The organism is Coralliovum pocilloporae, from assembly GCF_030845175.1.
GTDB lineage: Bacteria > Pseudomonadota > Alphaproteobacteria > Rhizobiales > Cohaesibacteraceae > Coralliovum > Coralliovum pocilloporae.
Genome location: NZ_CP132542.1, coordinates 3532414 through 3548884, shown reverse-complemented (window position 1 = coordinate 3548884; position 16471 = coordinate 3532414). Strand labels below are relative to the sequence as shown.

The 16471-nt window shown below is 55.2% G+C and carries 15 protein-coding genes; 2 read left to right on the top strand and 13 right to left on the bottom strand.

Going from position 1 to position 16471, the window contains the following annotated elements; genetic code table 11:
• Positions 1-6: 6 nt before the first annotated feature.
• Entirely contained in the window at positions 7-963 is a 957-nt protein-coding gene (locus tag RA157_RS16080) for a cation diffusion facilitator family transporter (RefSeq protein ID WP_350334135.1), read from the bottom strand.
• A gap of 134 nt (positions 964-1097) precedes the next feature.
• On the opposite strand from RA157_RS16080, the gene RA157_RS16075 reads away from it, so the two are divergent.
• Positions 1098-1463 (top strand): hypothetical protein, encoded by a 366-nt coding sequence (locus RA157_RS16075; protein WP_350334134.1) that lies wholly within the window; start codon positions 1098-1100, stop codon positions 1461-1463.
• Here RA157_RS16075 and RA157_RS16070 read toward each other — a convergent pair.
• On the bottom strand, positions 1444-2076 hold the full coding sequence (locus tag RA157_RS16070; RefSeq protein WP_350334133.1) for a MarC family protein: 633 nt from the start codon (positions 2074-2076) through the stop codon (positions 1444-1446). The genes RA157_RS16075 and RA157_RS16070 overlap by 20 nt on opposite strands.
• A gap of 157 nt (positions 2077-2233) precedes the next feature.
• Here RA157_RS16070 and RA157_RS16065 point away from each other — a divergent pair, with 157 nt between their 5' ends.
• On the top strand, positions 2234-4237 hold the full coding sequence (locus tag RA157_RS16065) for a sensor histidine kinase (protein WP_350334132.1): 2004 nt from the start codon (positions 2234-2236) through the stop codon (positions 4235-4237).
• A 60-nt stretch (positions 4238-4297) separates the two neighbouring features.
• On the opposite strand, the gene RA157_RS16060 is transcribed toward RA157_RS16065, so the two are convergent.
• From RA157_RS16060 to RA157_RS16010, 11 genes are all read right to left on the bottom strand, one after another.
• The gene (locus RA157_RS16060) at positions 4298-6091 is read right to left on the bottom strand and encodes a methyl-accepting chemotaxis protein (RefSeq protein ID WP_350334131.1); all 1794 of its coding nucleotides are present in this window, start codon (positions 6089-6091) and stop codon (positions 4298-4300) included.
• A 185-nt stretch (positions 6092-6276) separates the two neighbouring features.
• Positions 6277-7647, bottom strand: coding sequence for a sigma-54-dependent transcriptional regulator (locus tag RA157_RS16055; RefSeq protein ID WP_350334130.1), 1371 nt, complete (start codon positions 7645-7647; stop codon positions 6277-6279).
• Between the two features lie 2 nt (positions 7648-7649).
• Entirely contained in the window at positions 7650-7787 is a 138-nt protein-coding gene (locus RA157_RS16050; RefSeq protein ID WP_350334129.1) for a hypothetical protein, read from the bottom strand.
• 19 nt (positions 7788-7806) lie between these two features.
• Entirely contained in the window at positions 7807-9099 is a 1293-nt protein-coding gene (locus tag RA157_RS16045) for a c-type cytochrome (RefSeq protein WP_350334128.1), read from the bottom strand.
• Entirely contained in the window at positions 9100-10308 is a 1209-nt protein-coding gene (locus RA157_RS16040) for a formate dehydrogenase subunit gamma (RefSeq protein ID WP_350334127.1), read from the bottom strand.
• 78 nt (positions 10309-10386) lie between these two features.
• Positions 10387-10980 carry a formate dehydrogenase FDH3 subunit beta gene (fdh3B, locus tag RA157_RS16035; protein WP_350334126.1) on the bottom strand — a complete coding sequence of 198 codons (594 nt, stop codon included), beginning with the start codon at positions 10978-10980 and terminating at the stop codon, positions 10387-10389.
• Positions 10981-10992: 12 nt separating this feature from the next.
• On the bottom strand, positions 10993-13887 hold the full coding sequence (locus RA157_RS16030; protein ID WP_350334125.1) for a formate dehydrogenase subunit alpha: 2895 nt from the start codon (positions 13885-13887) through the stop codon (positions 10993-10995).
• 106 nt (positions 13888-13993) lie between these two features.
• Positions 13994-14185 (bottom strand): twin-arginine translocation pathway signal protein, encoded by a 192-nt coding sequence (locus RA157_RS16025; protein WP_350334124.1) that lies wholly within the window; start codon positions 14183-14185, stop codon positions 13994-13996.
• Positions 14186-14244: 59 nt separating this feature from the next.
• Positions 14245-14853: a TorD/DmsD family molecular chaperone gene (locus RA157_RS16020; RefSeq protein WP_350334123.1), complete on the bottom strand. Its 609-nt coding sequence runs from the start codon at positions 14851-14853 to the stop codon at positions 14245-14247.
• A gap of 19 nt (positions 14854-14872) precedes the next feature.
• The gene (locus tag RA157_RS16015) at positions 14873-15553 is read right to left on the bottom strand and encodes a DUF3306 domain-containing protein (protein WP_350334122.1); all 681 of its coding nucleotides are present in this window, start codon (positions 15551-15553) and stop codon (positions 14873-14875) included.
• Positions 15550-16152, bottom strand: a complete 603-nt coding sequence (locus RA157_RS16010; protein ID WP_350334121.1) for a DUF3305 domain-containing protein — start codon at positions 16150-16152, stop codon at positions 15550-15552. The genes RA157_RS16015 and RA157_RS16010 overlap by 4 nt, the downstream gene beginning before the upstream one ends.
• Between the last annotated feature and the right edge of the window lie 319 nt (positions 16153-16471).

Here is a 16471-nt window from a genome sequence, read left to right as displayed (position 1 = left end):
TGGATCTTATTGAGGTGCTTCTAAACGCTCTGCATCATGAGTGATAACCTGCTCGTGCTGCTCTTTGGATTGCGCTTCAATAAATATCCGGCTGACATGAGGGTGCTGTTTTTTGATGGAAAGCTCCAGCGCTGTGATGGTCTGTTCCACAGTGCCTGGTGTCAGGTCGTCCTGGAAATCAAGTGACAGGGCCAGCAGTACCTCATTGGCACCCAGATGCATGCTCCGCATCTCGTTGACCTGCTCCACATGTGGGACGTCATCCACCAGCTTGCGAATGTCTGAGATCACCTCGGGGTCGGCGCTTTCACCAATCAGAAGACCCTTTGTTTCATAGGCGAGCAGAGCGGCAGTCGCTGCCAGGATGAGGCCGATCAGGATAGAGGCTGCACCGTCCAGCCAGGGCAGGGCAAAGAACTGGGCACCGGCAATACCAAGTCCTGCAACAATCAGACCCAGCATGGCGGCTGTATCCTCGAACAGGACTGTGAAAACAGCGGGGTCCTTGGACCGTCGCACAGCCTGCATGATGGTGAGGTCGCCGCGACGGCGGTTGAATTCCTTGTATGCAATCCACCAGGCAACAGATTCAAAGACAATTGCAAGGGCCAGAACGCCATAGGCGATAGTCGGATCGGAAATCGGATGCGGGTGCAGGACCTTCTGCACACCTTCATAGATGGAAACACCGGAGCCAACGGCGAAGATGAGAATAGCGACCACGAAGGCCCAGAAATAAAGCTCTGAGCCATAGCCGAACGGGTGTGTTTCATCGGCAGGTTTGCTGGATCGCTTGAGGCCATAGAGCAGTAGACCCTGATTGCCTGTATCCACCAGTGAGTGAATACCTTCTGACAACATGGCAGAGGAGCCGGTGATGCTTGCGGCGATGAACTTGGTAATGGCAATCAGACCATTGCCGGCCAATGCTGCAATGATGACTTTTTTTGAGCCTGCTGCCATTATTCCTCTACCTTCTGTTCGACTTGAGCCTGATGAGTGGTCACCAGGACGTGTGTCCGAGCCACATGTAAAGTCTGGTATGTCGAATCGGGTTAAAGCTCAAGTATAGTGCTCGTACATAATAAACAGGATTGATGATGATGCGATTTTTCCTGACGGCCCTTTGTCTCCTGACCACATTGTCTTTCGCCCAGGCGGGTGAAGCCGATGTGGTTGATGTGCGTGTGCAGAAAGAGGGAGATCGTGTGTACCGCTTCTCCGTGACTGTTCGCCATGATGATACCGGATGGGATCACTATGCGGACAAGTGGGATGTGGTCGCGCCGGACGGGTCGGTGTTGGGAACGCGGATTCTGCATCACCCCCATGAGAATGAGCAGCCTTTTACCCGCTCTCTCAGCGGTGTGCGCATTCCGGCGGATATTTCAGAAGTCCGTGTTCGCGCCCATGACAAGGTGCATGGTTATGGCGGGGTCGAGCTTACGGTTGCTGTTGAATAAAGGCAGCAATACCGTCGGCGACGAATTGCACAGACAGGGCTGCGAGCAGAAGTCCGAGGAGCCGGGTGAGGACGACGCGTCCGGTTTCACCAAGGATTTTCTCAATTCTGGGGGCAATCAGGAAGACAGCCAGAACAGCCAGCGTCATCAGGACCAGCGCCAGGATGACCTCGGCCTGGGATACCCAGTCCGTTGATGAGGCTGACAGCAGGATGATGGCCGAGATGGCGCCGGGGCCGGCAATCAGCGGGATGGACAATGGAAAGACCGAGACATTGCGGATCTCGTCCATCGTGACAGCCCGCTCGGCGCTTTTGCTTTTCCGGGCCTGACGTCGTTCGAACACCATCTCGAAGGCTATCCAGAACAACAGGAGCCCCCCGGCAATACGGAAGGCGGGCAGGGTGATGCCAATCGCGCTCAGGATTGATGAGCCGAGAAAGGCAAAGGCCAGAAGAATGCTGGTTGAGATAAAGAAAGCCCGGATAGCGACCTGCTTCCGCGCCTGATCATCCATGCCTGCCGTTACAGCGAGGAACAGAGGCGCCATCCCGATTGGATCAATCGTAACAAACAGCGTTATCAGGGCGTGGATTAGAACGTCGACAGACATGGGGCACCATCATTGGCCAGAAACAGGGAATGAGGGAGCCTTCTCGGGTTTTCGATGCAATGTCAACAGAAACGTCTTGGTCGACATGTCAGGAACCGGGGAAATCGCCTTGTGACACGGGACGGGGTGTATAAAATGGCTCCGGGAGGAATGAACCTTGATCCCCGGACCTCTGCGTATCTTTTTTTCGAAATCCGTCCGCCTGCGCCTTCTGGTGCTGGCGCTGTTGCCGCTTGTGATTATTCTGCCGCTTGTTCTGGCTGCCGGGATGAACCGGTGGGCTTCAAAGTTCGATGAGCTGCTGATCTCCAATGTGGAGAGTGATCTCAGAATAGCCGAACAATATCTTGGCCGGTTGATGGCGACGAGCGCAGACGAGATGCGCAGTCTGGCCGGGTCGGTCGCCTATATGGAGGCCGCCCGCACTTCGGATGCTGTCTTCAAGGCTTTTCTCAAGGAACGCCAGAAAGCCCTGGGGCTGGATTTTGTCTATTATCTGACACCGGATTCAGCGGCGGACGAGGCGGAACGGTGGCCCGTGATTGCCAAGGCTCTTGCGGGCGCGTCTGTCTCTGAAATCGATATTTTCAGTGCGGATGATCTGGCTGGCGTTTCGTCGGTTCTCAAAGCTCAGGCGCGGGTATCGCTGATACCGACCGAGGCTGCTGTTCCGACCAACAGGACGGTGGAAGACCGGGGGATGGTTATTCATACGGCAACGTCGGTTCAATGGCCTGAGCAGGGGGGGATTGTTGTTGGCGGCAAACTGCTGAACCGGAATCTTGAATTTATCGATACGATCAACGACCTGGTGTTCCGGGAAAGTGGCACCGAAGGCGCAAGAGCGGGGACGGCAACACTGTTTCTCGATGACGTGCGTGTCAGCACCAATGTGCGCCTGTTCGAGAATGTCCGTGCTCTTGGTACCCGGGTTTCAGCAATCGTAAGACGCACGGTTCTGGGGGAGGGAAAGACCTGGCTCGACCGGGCCTTTGTGGTCAACAACTGGTACATTTCCGGTTATCTTCCTCTGACTGACAGCTTTGGTAAACGGGTCGGAATGCTCTATGTGGGGTTCCTCGAGGAACCGTTTCAGGCCACCAAGCAGTCAGCTTACCTGTCGATTATTCTCGGTATTTTGATCGTTATCGGCCTGTCTGTACCGATCTTTCTCCGGATGGCTCGTGGCATTTTCCGGCCGCTTGAAATCATGACACGCATCATGCACCGGGTGGAAAAGGGTGATCTGGAAGCGAGGATTGGGAAAATTGACAGCCGGGACGAAATCGGTCAGGTCGCCGGGCATCTGGATGAACTGCTTGACCAGATTCAGGAGCGGGATCATGCCTTGCGAAGCTGGGCTGATGAACTGAACTCCCGTGTTGATGAGCGTACGGAGGAGCTGCGGGATGCGAATCGTAAGCTCGAGGCAACATTTCAGCAGCTGGTTATGTCCGAAAAACTGGCTTCCATCGGTGAAATTACTGCCGGTGTCGCTCACGAGATCAACAACCCGGTTGCTGTGATACAGGGCAATCTGGATGTTATCCGCGAGATCTTGTCCGGCCAGACAGATGAGGTGACGACAGAGCTGCAGCTTATCGATCAGCAGGTCCATCGTATCAATGTGATTGTCGGTAAACTCCTCCAGTTTGCCCGTCCCAGTGACTTTAGCGATTATGCAGAAGCTATTGACGTGGAAGCGGTTCTTGAGGACAGCCTGGTGCTTGTGGACCATATGCTCTCCAAAACAGAGATAGAGTTGGAGCGCGTGTTCCATGATGCGCCTATGGTTCAGATCAATACAGGCGAGCTGCAGCAGGTTCTGATCAATCTTCTGGTCAATGCGATTCAGGCTATAGACGGACCTGGTCTGATATCGATCCATATCGGCTCTGAGGAGCGAGACGAGCGGAAAGGGGCACGTATCCTGGTGCAGGATTCGGGGCCTGGCATTGCTGCTGAAAAGCTGGAAACGGTGTTCGATCCGTTCTTTACCACCAAACTTGGTGAAGGTACCGGGCTCGGGCTCTCTATTAGTCAGACTCTCATTCAAAGAGCTGGAGGGCTCATCACCGTTAAGAGCCGGTCAGGCGAAGGGGCCTGTTTCTCTATCTGGTTGCCTGCGTCCAACGAGATCGACATCAAGGCGGCAGAATAAAAACACCCTCCGAATGCAATCCGGAGGGTGGAACTCGTTACAGAGAAGTGTTTGCGGGGCTTAGGCCGCCTCTACCTTGGCCAGGAAGTCGGTCACGACCTGGCTTAGCTGCTTGGCTTGAGAAGACACTTCCGTTGAAGCAGAGCGGACCTGATCGGCTGCGCTGACTGTCCGGTCCGTGGATTCGTTGGCGCTGTGCATGTGACTGGATGCCTGCTCCGTGCTGCCGGAAGCCTGCTGGGCATTGACCAGAATTGCCTGAGCGAATTCACCCTGTTTGTTGACGGCATCAGCAATTGAGGCGGTGTATTCGCTCACCTGTTGCATGGTCTGGGTGATCTGTTTGATGGCTTCAACAGAACCGAATGTTTCTGACTGGATGTCATTGATCTGTTCGGAGATTTCTTCAGTCGCCTTGGCTGTCTGTGTGGCAAGGTCTTTCACCTCAGAGGCCACAACCGCGAAGCCTTTGCCCATCTCACCGGCACGAGCCGCCTCAATGGTGGCGTTCAGCGCCAGCAGGTTTGTCTGTTCGGCAATGTCCTGGATGAGTGCAACAACATCACCGATCTTCTGGGCTGCATTGGCCAGGTTCGAGATCTTGTTGTCTGTATTGGTCGCATGGCTTTCAGCTTCGCTGACAACCGACTGTGTCTGGTTAACCTGCTGTGTGATCTCCTGAACCGATGCACAGAGTTCTTCTGAGGCATGGGTTACTGACTGCACATTGCTGTTGGCCTCGGTGGTTGCTCCGGTCACACGGGATGCAATGTCAGACGCATCCTGTGCCAGACCGTTCAAGGAGGTGGAGGCATCTTCCATCTGCTGGGCATTGACCAGTACGGTCTCAAGCATGTGGTTGGACTGCTGGCGGAAGTCCGAAACCAGTGCTTCAATCTGCTTCTGACGATTGTTCCGGTCGCTCTGTTCCTGCTCAGTCTTGTGAGCCAATGCCTGCTTGTCCTGCTCGCTCGCCTGGAAAATGGCAAGTGCACGGGTCATGTCGCAGATTTCGTCACGACCATCACCGTGGCTGACCTGAACACTGAGATCACCCTTTGAAATCCGGTCCATGGCGTCATGCAGACCCTGGATCGGGCTCAGAATGCGGCGGGTAATCATCAGACCTGTAACCAGGATGGCCATAGCCAGCAAAGCAATACATCCGATGAGGATACTCTTGTAGAGATCGGCCTTGGCCTTTGCATCGTTCACGGCTGCAAGTGTTCGTGTCTCAAGAGCCTCGAAGAATTCATCCACCGGCCGCATGATATTGGCTTTGTACACGTGATACTGACGGGAATGCATCAACTCGCGAGCTTTCTTGAAGTCTGGCTCGCCTGTTTTGGTATAAGCACCACTTGCATCAGGGAACTTGCCTTCAACCGCATTCATTGCCTCGACTTCGAGATTGACGAGACCGTCGGAATTGGCCTTGGCTTCTTCAAGCTTGGCAAACTCACCCTCGGTAAAGCCTGCATCTCTCATCAGGTCCAGCAATCCGCGTGTTTCACCGGTTGCGCGAGGAGCGCTGTTGCCGGCGGCTACGAAATCCCAGTAGATTCTGTGATAATCGGCCGGGCGAGCTTTCTCGCCGTTGCGGATGGCGAGAATGTCAAAATACTGGCTTTTGTAGGACTCGTCCCCTGTCACGACATATGTCCGGGCAAGGCGGGTCAGATCATCAGAGCTCTGTCGCAACTCATCGGCAAGCAGGTATGAGCGATAACGAATCTCATGCGCCTTTGAAATGTCGTTTTGAACACCAATCTCGAGAGAAAAAACGGTTGCGAATAATCCACCGGTCGCCAGCACGGACGCGCCGAGGATCTGCATCATAGATCTAATTTTCATCTTGCCTTCATCCCCAATAAGAAGGCCTTCATAAGAGTATGTACGTAGTAAATATTCGTTTAACGTGTGGTTTTCGTGCCTAATAATTGTGCATTACTTCATTTTTCTAATTTGAGTAGTGTGGTATCTATGTGCTTGCTTAAGTAAGAAAGCTCGACGGCAAACCGCTGAAACCCCCGATTTGATCACCCTTGCCCCCACAATGTGCACTTCCGGTCAATGGTCTTGCGGGAGACACCAAGACGGCGAGCGGCTTCTGCGCGATTTCCTCCACAGGCATCCAGTACTTTCATGATGTGACGCTGTTCCACAAGCTCCAGTGATTCGACTGCCTCGATGCCTGTGATGGATCCGGTACCGGAAAATTCCGGTGGGAATTCGCCCAGGATAAGAGAGCGTTCAATCAGGTTGCGCAACTCGCGCACGTTACCGGGCCAGTCATAGCGACTGAGTTTCAGCAGTATCTCCTCGTTCAACTCAAGTGGCGGCATGCCAAGGCTGCGGGAGAGTTGACCCATGAACATGGAAGCGAGTTCAACCACGTCACCTTCTCGCTCTTTCAGAAGAGGCATCTTGATGTTGAGGACATTGATGCGGTGATAGAGGTCTGCACGGAACGTGCCTTCTGCGACGGCCTGTTCAAGGTCGGTATTGGTGGCAAAGAGGAATCTGAGATTGAGTGGCAACTCACGCTCAGAGCCCAATGGTCTGATCTTGTGCTCTTCAAGAACCCGCAACAGTGTTGCCTGGACGGAATAGGGCAGCTGGACGATTTCATCGAGGAACAAGGTTCCCCCGTCGGCGTTGAGCAGAAGTCCATCCCGACGCTGATCATCCGGCCCGACCACACCAAACAGAACTTCTGTGATGTGATCCGGTGGGATTGTGGCACAGTTGATCGGAACAAACGGCTTGTTGGCTCTGTCTGACAGGGCATGCAGAGTTCGGGCTGCAATTTCCTTTCCGGTTCCGCTTTCGCCGGTGAAGAGAACGGATGTGGGAACCGGTGCAACCTTGTGCAGGGTTTCGCGGATTGCCTCAATCCCGGCTGATGTGCCGAGCAGGCGGCCGCGAGAGACGGTGTTTTCCGAGAACAGCTCGTGCTTCAGCAGATAGTTTTCGCGACGGAGAGTTCGCCTATCCAGTGCGCGCGCAACCGAGTTGAGAATCTGATTGGTCCGGAAGGGTTTTAGAACAAAATCAACAACACCAATCCGTAGCGCCTGAATAGCCGTATCGAGATCCGCATAGGCTGTCATCAGAATGGCGTCTGCGAAGAAGCCGACCCGTCGCTGCTCCTGAAGCCATTCGAGACCGGTTTTCCTTGGCATGATGTTGTCCAGGATCACCAGGTCAAAATGATTGCTGTCAAGAATGCGGCTTGCTTCTTCGGCATTCATTGCCTGTTCCACCCGTTTGCAACGGGGGGCAAGGGTCTTGTTCAGGAAGTTGCGGATACCCGGTTCGTCATCCACGATCAGAATGGAGGCATGAGCGAGGTTATGCCCGAATTCCACGACGGAGGGGGTCTGCTTTGCGGCTGTTGTTGACTGCAAGGTCAGGCACCTTTTTCATCAAGGCGGACTGCATTCCCCTTGGCAGCTTCGCTGCTTGAGAAACCTGCCTGCTCCAGGGCCAGATCGGCCCCTATGGCGATAACGATAATGGCCACAAAGGCCAGAATAACCGTTTTCATGTGCTTCCATTGCCCCTTGTTATTGTTTGGTCGCTTCTCGAAGGAAGTTGATCAGATCCTTACGATCTTGTGGTCTGGCGATTACCTGCATAGGCATTTTGGTTCCCGGAATATAGTGGTCGGGACCGAGGTCGAACAAACCATCGATAGTCTTGTCAGACCAGATGATATCAGACTTTTCCAGCGTGGCGGAATAGGGGTAGTCCGGTACGGCCCCCGCTGCTCTGCCGAACACACCATGCAGCGTTGGCCCGGCTCGGCGCGCACTGCCTGGTGTCAGGCTGTGACATATCGAGCATTTCCGCTGGAACTGCCGTTCCCCGTTGCTCATGGTTTCTGGTGCCCTCTGGAAACTGCGCTCTTCGGTGTTGAGCCCGTCCTTGTTGATTTTCTCATTCAAGGGCCAGGAATAGAGTGCGCTGTCGAGGCCACCGGAATGGATGTTCTCGCCATCATCAGAAAAGGCCAGTGCCCAGACAGGCCCGCGCAGAGCTGCGCGGAAATCCTTGATGATTTCCCAGCGCTTCACATTAATCACCATGATGTAGCCTTCGCCATCTCCAACGGCGATACGCGTCATCTGTCTGTCTACAGCCATAGCCAGAATGGGGCGCCGCTCAAGGGTGAAATCAGCCTTCTGTTTGCCGGTGACGGGGTCAATGATGCGGGTTACACCATCAACAGCTCCATAAGCGAGCCAGCCTGCTTTATCGTTGAGAAGAAGAGTATTGACCCCAAAGCCATGCCGCTTGAGCAACCGCTTCTGCTCACCGGTTTTCATATCCCATATGCGGATGGTGCCGTCTGCAGATGATGAATAAAGGCTCGCGCCGTCATCTGAGAAGGCAACCGCATTCACTCCTGCGGTGTGGCCCTTGAGGCTGAGCTTTTCTGTTCCATCCACAGACCACAGGCCGATTGTGCCATCCCAACTGGCCGAGGCTATTCGGCTTCTGTCGGGCGCAATGGCGACATGATTGACCTTGCCTTGATGGGTTCCCAGGGTGGTGTGTGTGCCGGCTGAAATATCCCAGACCCTGATGCTGAAATCATCCCCTGCCGTAATCAGGCGGTTGTCATCAATAAAGGAGATAGCCTTGATTGCGGCCCGGTGTCCGTCAAGCCACTTCGGTTTGCCGTCTCTCCAGATTCCGGCTGAATAATCAAAGCTGGCTGTGGCGATCTGGTCCCCACTGGGTGAGACAGCAATACCCATAACCGGCCCGCCATGTCCTTTCAATGTGAAGAAAGGCACGGCCAGGCCAGAGGTTGGCAGGATGAGACACAGAGCGGCAGCCAGCAGATATCGCATTTATTCCGCTGGCGTTGTCTGTCTTGGATTGGGGGACGCTGCCGTTTTGACTTCATCAACCCAAAGGCTGTGATGTTCCTTGGCCCATTGTTCATCCACTTCGCCGGATGTAACCGCAGAAATCGCGCCTTCCATACCCACAGATCCGATATAGATATGTGCCAGAATGATGGCCATCAGGACGAAAGCCATGATGGCATGCCACAGCTGGGCATATTGCATTTCTTCATGCGGGAGCAGGGCGGTTTGGAGTTGTCCGAGACCCAGGGCCGCAGAAATGCCCAGATCATTCAGCGTTGCAAAAGTGCCGGCGAACATCGGGATCTCAAACGGGAACAGCAGCGAGAGGCCTGTCAGGGAAATGGATGTACCAAAGACAATGACTGACCAGAATATCATCTTCTGCCCGGCATTGAACTTTTTCGCTGGCGGGTGAACACCCTTTGAGAACAGTCCGCCGCCAACGGCCAGCCATTTGATGTCGGTGCGATCAGGGATGTTCTTTGCCACCCACAGAACAAAAATAAGGGCGAGGCCAAGCATGAAAGCCCAGGAGACGTTGTTGTGAATCCACTTTGAGCCGGATGCGAGCGTTGCAAAGGCATCGTGGCCGACTATGGGGATGAGACCAATGCGACCGAAGAGCGTTATCAATCCTGTTATCCCGAGCAGGATAAACGAGCCGGCCAAAAGCCAGTGGCCAAAGCGTTCAATTGCCTTGAATCGCAGAATGGTATGTCCGGCCTTCTCGCCGTCGATCCTGATACGACCACGGAGCAGATAAAACAGCCCGAGAAAAGCCAGGGTTCCCAAAAGAAGATAGCCACCCCATTTCAGCAATGGTCCTTGCCGGAATTCCAGCCACCACATGCCTCCATCCTGAATGAGGACTTCGGAGGCGGGGGTCTTGGAGGATACGGTTACATCTGCGGAACCATAACGCAGAGCCCGGAACAATTCGGAATCGGATGCCCCACCCAGAATGCCGAGTTGTCGTGCCATGTCAGCAGCTTCCCCACTGGCCCCGGTGTTATCGCGCCGGAATTTGTCATCAACCTTCTCGCCCCGTTGACGGGCGAGAATATCGTCGAGGGTTTGAGCGCCGCCCGTGGCGGAGCGATCCGGTTGTGCTGTTGCCGTTGAATCTTGTGCAAAAGCCGGGGCTGCGAACAGCAGCGTAAACAAAACGACGAGGACAGAGCGGATCATGGTCATCTCTCAAACGAAAATGAAAAAGACGGAAAGGTGGCCCGGTTATCCGGGCCACCCTGAGTTTGCGGTAAAGGCTTAGCTTCCGCGCTGGCCGTAAGCTGAACCCCAGCCCCAGGCACCGGATCCGAAACCGCGGGCGACAACGCGCTCGCGATAGATGCCGGATACCACATCGCCGTCACCGGCGAGCAGGGCTTTGGTGGAGCACATTTCGGCACAGATCGGCAGTTTGCCTTCTGCAATACGGTTACGACCGTATTTTGCAAATTCTGCCGTTGAGTGCGTTTCTTCAGGACCACCGGCACAGAAGGTACATTTGTCCATCTTGCCGCGGCTGCCGAAGTTGCCTGCCTGCGGGAATTGCGGCGCGCCGAAGGGGCACGCATAGAAGCAATAACCGCAGCCGATGCAGAGGTCCTTGGAGTGGAGAACCACACCTTCCTCGTTCTGGTAGAAGCAATCCACCGGGCAGACGGCCATACATGGCGCGTCTGAACAGTGCATGCAGGCTACCGAGATCGAGCGTTCGCCGGGCTGGCCATCATTGATGGTGACAACACGGCGGCGGTTGATGCCCCAGGGCACCTCATGCTCGTTCTTACAGGCCGTAACACAGGCATTACACTCAATGCAGCGTTCGGCATCACAGAGGAATTTTGCTCTTGCCATTTCCTTGTCTCCTTAAGCTGCTGTGATCTTGCAGAGTGTGGCTTTGGTCTCCTGCATCTGCGTAACGGAGTCATAGCCATATGTCTGCGCGGTGTTCGAGGACTCACCCAGAACATAAGGATCGGCACCGGACGGATATTTGTCCCGCAAATCCTTGCCTTCGAAGTGACCGGCGAAGTGGAATGGCATGAAAGCCACACCGGCACCGACGCGTTCGGTCACCATGGCCATTACCTTGACCTTGGCACCTTCCGCACCCTCAACCCAGACCTGGGCCCCGTCGCGAATGCCGAGATTGTTGGCGTCACGCGGGTTCACTTCCACGAACATGTCCTGCTGAAGCTCAGCCAACCATGGATTGGACCGGGTCTCATCGCCGCCACCTTCATATTCAACAAGGCGACCGGAGGTGAGGATGATCGGATAATCCTTCGAGAAGTCCTTCTTCTGGATGGACGCATAAAGGGTCGGCAGACGGTAATCATGCCGGTCTTCATAGGTCGGATAATCCTGAACAAGGTCACGACGGTTGGTGTAGAGCGGCTCACGGTGAAGCGGGATCGGATCCGGGAAGGTCCAGACCACTGCACGTGCCTTGGCGTTTCCGAACGGTGCACAGCCATGCTTGATGGCCACGCGCTGGATGCCGCCTGAAAGGTCGGTCTTCCAGTTGGTGTTCGGTCCGGCCACTGCGTCAATGGCAGCCCGTTCCTCATCGGTCAGATCACCGTCCCAGCCAAGATCCATCAGCATCTGCATGGTGAATTCCGGATAACCATCCTGAATTTCCGATCCAGCACTGTAGACACCCTCAGCCAGAAGATTGTCGCCATCCCGCTCGACGCCGAAGCGTGCACGGAAGGTGAGACCACCTTCAGCCACCGGCTTGGACATGTCATAGAGGTTCGGTGTACCCGGATGTTTCATATCCGCCGTACCCCAGCATGGCCATGGCATGCCGTAATAGTCGCCATCCGCCGGGCCGCCTACAGCCTGCAGCGTTGTTCTGTCGAACGTGTGCTGATTGGCCATGTGCAGCTTGATGCGCTCTGGTGACTGACCGGTATATCCAACAGTCCACATACCCGCATTGAACTCACGGGTGATGTCTTCCACATGCGGAACACCGTCTTCTTCCATCTTGATGTTACGGAAGAAGCGATCTGACCAGCCGAATTTCTTCGCGAATTTGGCCATGATGACCTCATCAGGAAGACTTTCGAACAGCGGTTCCACAATCCGGTCGCGCCACTGCAGGGAGCGGTTGGAAGCAGTAACAGACCCACGGGTTTCAAACTGGGTACAGGCGGGCAGCAGATAGACACCATCCGTCCGGTCATGCAGAACGGCAGATGCCGTCGGGTAGGGATCAACCACCACCAGCATGTCCAGTTTTTCCATCGCGGTCTTCATTTCCTTACCGCGTGTCTGGGAGTTCGGTGCATGACCCCAGAGAACCATGGCCCGAACAGCATTCGGCTGATCGGTATTGGCCGGGTCTTCAAGCACACCGTCAATCCAGCGGGAAACCGGTATACCCTTCAGGTTCATCAACGGCTTGTCCTTGCCGTCTGAGCCTTTCACGGTTGCAAACTGGCCTTTCAGCCAATCCAGATCCTCGCCCCAGACCCGTGACCAGTGCGCCCATGCGCCTGCCGATACGCCGTAATAGCCGGGCAGGGTATGGCTGAGCACGCCAAGGTCGGTTGCGCCCTGAACGTTATCGTGGCCGCGGAAGATGTTGGTACCGCCGCCGGATGTACCCATATTGCCAAGAGCAAGCTGCAGCACACAGTAAGCACGTGTGTTGTTGTTGCCGTTGGTATGCTGGGTGCCACCCATGCACCAGATCACCGTGCCAGGACGGTTGTTGACCATGGTGCGGGCCACGCGGCGAAGCTGTGAGCCCGGAGTTCCGGTTACGCGCTCGACTTCTTCCGGTGTCCACTTGGCGACTTCTTCACGGATCTGATCCATACCCCAGACACGGGTGCGGATGAATTCCTTGTCTTCCCAGCCATTCTCGAAGATGTGCCAGAGAATGCCCCAGATCAGTGCCACATCCGTACCAGGACGGAAGCGGACAAATTCGTCCGCATGGGCTGCTGTGCGGGTAAAGCGGGGATCGCAGACGATCAGCGGTGCGTTATTCTGCTCTTTGGCGCGCAGAATATGCAGCAGGGAAACCGGATGGGCTTCTGCCGGGTTGCCGCCGATCAGGAAGATCGCCTTGGAGTTATGGATGTCATTGTAGGAGTTGGTCATGGCGCCGTAGCCCCATGTATTTGCAACACCTGCAACAGTGGTTGAGTGGCAGATACGTGCCTGATGGTCGATGTTGTTGGTGCCCCAGTAGCCAGCAAACTTGCGGAACAGGTAGGCCTGTTCGTTATTGTGCTTGGCCGAGCCGAGCCAGTAAACGCTGTCCGGGCCGCTTTCTTCGCGGATTTTCATCATGCCATCGCCGATTTCCTCGATGGCCTGATCCCAGGAAATGCGCTTCCACTCGCCGCCTTCCTTCTTCATCGGATATTTCAGACGGCGTTCGCCATGGGCGTGCTCACGTACGGACGCGCCTTTGGCGCAGTGAGCTCCCAGGTTGAACGGGCTGTCCCAGCCAGGTTCCTGACCGACCCAGACGCCGTTGGACACTTCGGCAACAACCGTACAGCCAACAGAACAATGGGTGCAGACAGACTTGACCGTCTCGACCGCGCTCTTTGATGCGCTTTGCGCCTTGGCCTGCTGAACAGACCCGCCAGTAGCACTGATGGCTGTGAGACCACCGATTGCCAGACCGGAGCCGCGCAGGAATGCACGCCGGTCAACCGAACTGTCGGCGACTTTTGACAGGATACTTGTCCTTTGGGGGCGTTTCGCAACCCCATTGGTCTTTTTCCTAAGCATTTTTCTCTCCCTTCCCTGCGAGGAACGTGTGTTCTGCAGGGGCTCTCTTTTCGAAACCGGTCGTCCGGGCGTTTCGCAACCATGGACCGGGGTTCAGGGTCCGCCTCTAGAAGCGGGCGCTGTCGAAATAGGCGCGGGTATGCGCCGTATCTTTCATCCGGTCGTCAGAGACGTCCGGTGTTGCAGCTTCTGCAGCGGTTGTACCGATCGCTGCTGCTGCCACAGCAGTTGGGGCTGCTGTGCCTGCGAGCTTGAGAAAGTCCCGGCGACTGGTGTCTCCGTCTTTTTTCCTGCTCATGGAGTAAGTCCTCCCGTGGGGTTGTGACGGCCCGAAAGCCATCGGTGGTGAAAACGGCATCAGGCCGTTGTCATTCGGAATGCCTCCTGTTCGACTTCCATGAAAGCCTTGCCGACAACGCCGACGGCTGCATAGAAAACCGAGCTCTTGGCTGTTTCCAAATCTGAGAAAAAGTGACCGGCCCAGGGACCGATATGGCGGTCAAAAAACAGTTTCTGGCTCTCAAGCGTAGCCGGGGAGCCAAAGCGACCGGTAATAAGACCGCTCATGATTTCCATCAGGGTGCTGATCTTGTCTTCCGGGTCTGATTCATCCTTCGAACGTGTGATCCGTCTGTCAGCCATTTCCTGGCGCAGGACTGCCAGTGGTTTCTCGTTGAGAAAACCGGTCAGGTAATAGCTGGCATAGGGCAGAAGCTCTCCGCGGCCGAGGCCGATAAAGAGCGCATTGAACTCCCGTTCCGCATCCGCAGGATTTGTAATCCGGCCAATCCTGGCCAGCGCTGTAATGCCTTTGCCGAGATCGGTGTCATCTCCCGTGAGACCGGCCACCTGTGCCAGCAGGTTGTCATCCGGTGCCTTTGCCAGAATAAGCCCGAGGAAATTGTAGAGATCAGCGCGGAGCTGGTCTTCCTCGGTAATGGTGGCTTTGATATCGGCGGCTTGCATGGTCTCAGGGTCTCTCTTGTTATGAACTGTAGGCGAACTGCATACGTCTGATGGGGCGAGGGGCTATGATATCAGTTGTATCATCAGGCAGACTTTCACCCGCTGACTCCATTGGGGCAGCAGATTCCAGAGCCATCTGCTCGGCAGCAGCATCGTGTATGAGTTCTTCTTCCCCGGCCTCAGACTCAGAGGCAACGTCCAGGTCATTGTTGGCGGCGGTTTCGCCGTTCTCGTCTTCCGGAAGTTCGTCCGGATTCTCTATCTCTTCGCTTTCAGCTGCTGCCTTTGCTGCGGCTTCCTCTTCTTCCATGGCCAGAATATGTTTCAGCATGCCCTTGCCAACCTGATAGGTGGTCTGGAGATTTTCGATGACCTTGGCTGAATCCGTGAAGTCTTCGCCGTAATCAAGCAGCCCGTCGAGATTGGCGAGGGCCGGATTGCTCAGCCAGAGTTTCCTGAGAGCCCGGCGACGCAGACGATCCGGTACGGCCTTTTGCATGAATGCGGAGAAATCATCTCCCGCTTTCAGGCTGTCAGGATCAGGGAGGTCAAGCTCTGCAAGGATCTCTTCGTCAGTCTGCTGTTCGCGAAGGGCAAGCTCTTCTTCAAGGCGTTCCGCTTCTGTGGCCTGCTCTTCCTTCAGGCGTTCTTCGCGAACACGGGCCTTACGGCGGGACCAGAAATCAGTTGCTTCTGTCAATGCACCTGCTCCTTGCCGTTTCTGCTCGCAGATTTGGAGCGTGGGGCGCGGTAGACATCTGAAATCTGACGAATACGTGGATCACCAATGCCATCTTCAACCAGGTCGATGCGTTTCTTGTCCCGGCGGCGTTTGACGAAGACTTCCTCTTCGTGATGCTGATTGATAAAATCCTGTATCCAGGCGATCAGCCCGTCCGGCATGGCAACTTTCTCGACGATTTCCTCGCCGCTGTCGGCATAGTCTTGAGCCTCGTATGGGGACGCGGTCACCAGAACAACGTCCAGCGGAGCAGCGTGATCGGCGGAGGTTTTGCGCATCACCACATAGATTGCCGGGATGTTGGCTGCGAGGCCATGAAGATAGGCTTCCGTTTCTGCACTGAACAGTTCGAGGGAGAGTGTTGCAGCGTGGAAGTCTGAGATGTCGCCTTCTTCGCGCAGCGGAGCCCAGTCAGCATCTCCAGCACCGGGAAGAACCGCCACGGCTTTCCAGGTCCATTTGGCCCAGCGGGTTACGCCTGGAGCCCGTCGTAGAACGACGCCCAGTGGAATGGACTGGCTTTGGCCATGATCCTGCGCTTGGTCGCGATCCTGCATGTGTCTTACATGTCCTCCCCAGGACAAACTGTCGCAGTAGTTTGGAATTAGACTAAGTTCAAACAGGCAGGGCGGAAAAGCGCTTTTTGGCTAAATTTCGGCCTTTTTTTGGAAAGTGGACAAAATGGGCAGGGGTTTTTCAGGCCTTTAAACCGCGCGGACGAAATGTCCTTTGATGAATTTTTCAGTCAGATTTTACCGGGTTTCGTGATGTCGCCAAACGGGCTGAAACGGCACTCCGGATACGGCCTTGTGGCAGAAAAAGAATCGCAAAAACGCCTTTACCTCCTCGTCCAAATATGACTAGCTGGACGAACTG

Coding starts and splice junctions, on each gene's coding strand:
- RA157_RS16080 (WP_350334135.1), bottom strand. CDS start 963: ATGGCAGCAGGCTCAAAAAAAGTCATCATTGCAGCATTGGCCGGCAAT.
- RA157_RS16060 (WP_350334131.1), bottom strand. CDS start 6,091: ATGAAAATTAGATCTATGATGCAGATCCTCGGCGCGTCCGTGCTGGCG.
- RA157_RS16010 (WP_350334121.1), bottom strand. CDS start 16,152: ATGCAGGATCGCGACCAAGCGCAGGATCATGGCCAAAGCCAGTCCATT.
- RA157_RS16070 (WP_350334133.1), bottom strand. CDS start 2,076: ATGTCTGTCGACGTTCTAATCCACGCCCTGATAACGCTGTTTGTTACG.
- RA157_RS16075 (WP_350334134.1), top strand. CDS start 1,098: ATGATGATGCGATTTTTCCTGACGGCCCTTTGTCTCCTGACCACATTG.
- RA157_RS16025 (WP_350334124.1), bottom strand. CDS start 14,185: ATGAGCAGGAAAAAAGACGGAGACACCAGTCGCCGGGACTTTCTCAAG.
- RA157_RS16045 (WP_350334128.1), bottom strand. CDS start 9,099: ATGCGATATCTGCTGGCTGCCGCTCTGTGTCTCATCCTGCCAACCTCT.
- fdh3B (WP_350334126.1), bottom strand. CDS start 10,980: ATGGCAAGAGCAAAATTCCTCTGTGATGCCGAACGCTGCATTGAGTGT.
- RA157_RS16040 (WP_350334127.1), bottom strand. CDS start 10,308: ATGATCCGCTCTGTCCTCGTCGTTTTGTTTACGCTGCTGTTCGCAGCC.
- RA157_RS16020 (WP_350334123.1), bottom strand. CDS start 14,853: ATGCAAGCCGCCGATATCAAAGCCACCATTACCGAGGAAGACCAGCTC.
- RA157_RS16050 (WP_350334129.1), bottom strand. CDS start 7,787: ATGAAAACGGTTATTCTGGCCTTTGTGGCCATTATCGTTATCGCCATA.
- RA157_RS16030 (WP_350334125.1), bottom strand. CDS start 13,887: ATGCTTAGGAAAAAGACCAATGGGGTTGCGAAACGCCCCCAAAGGACA.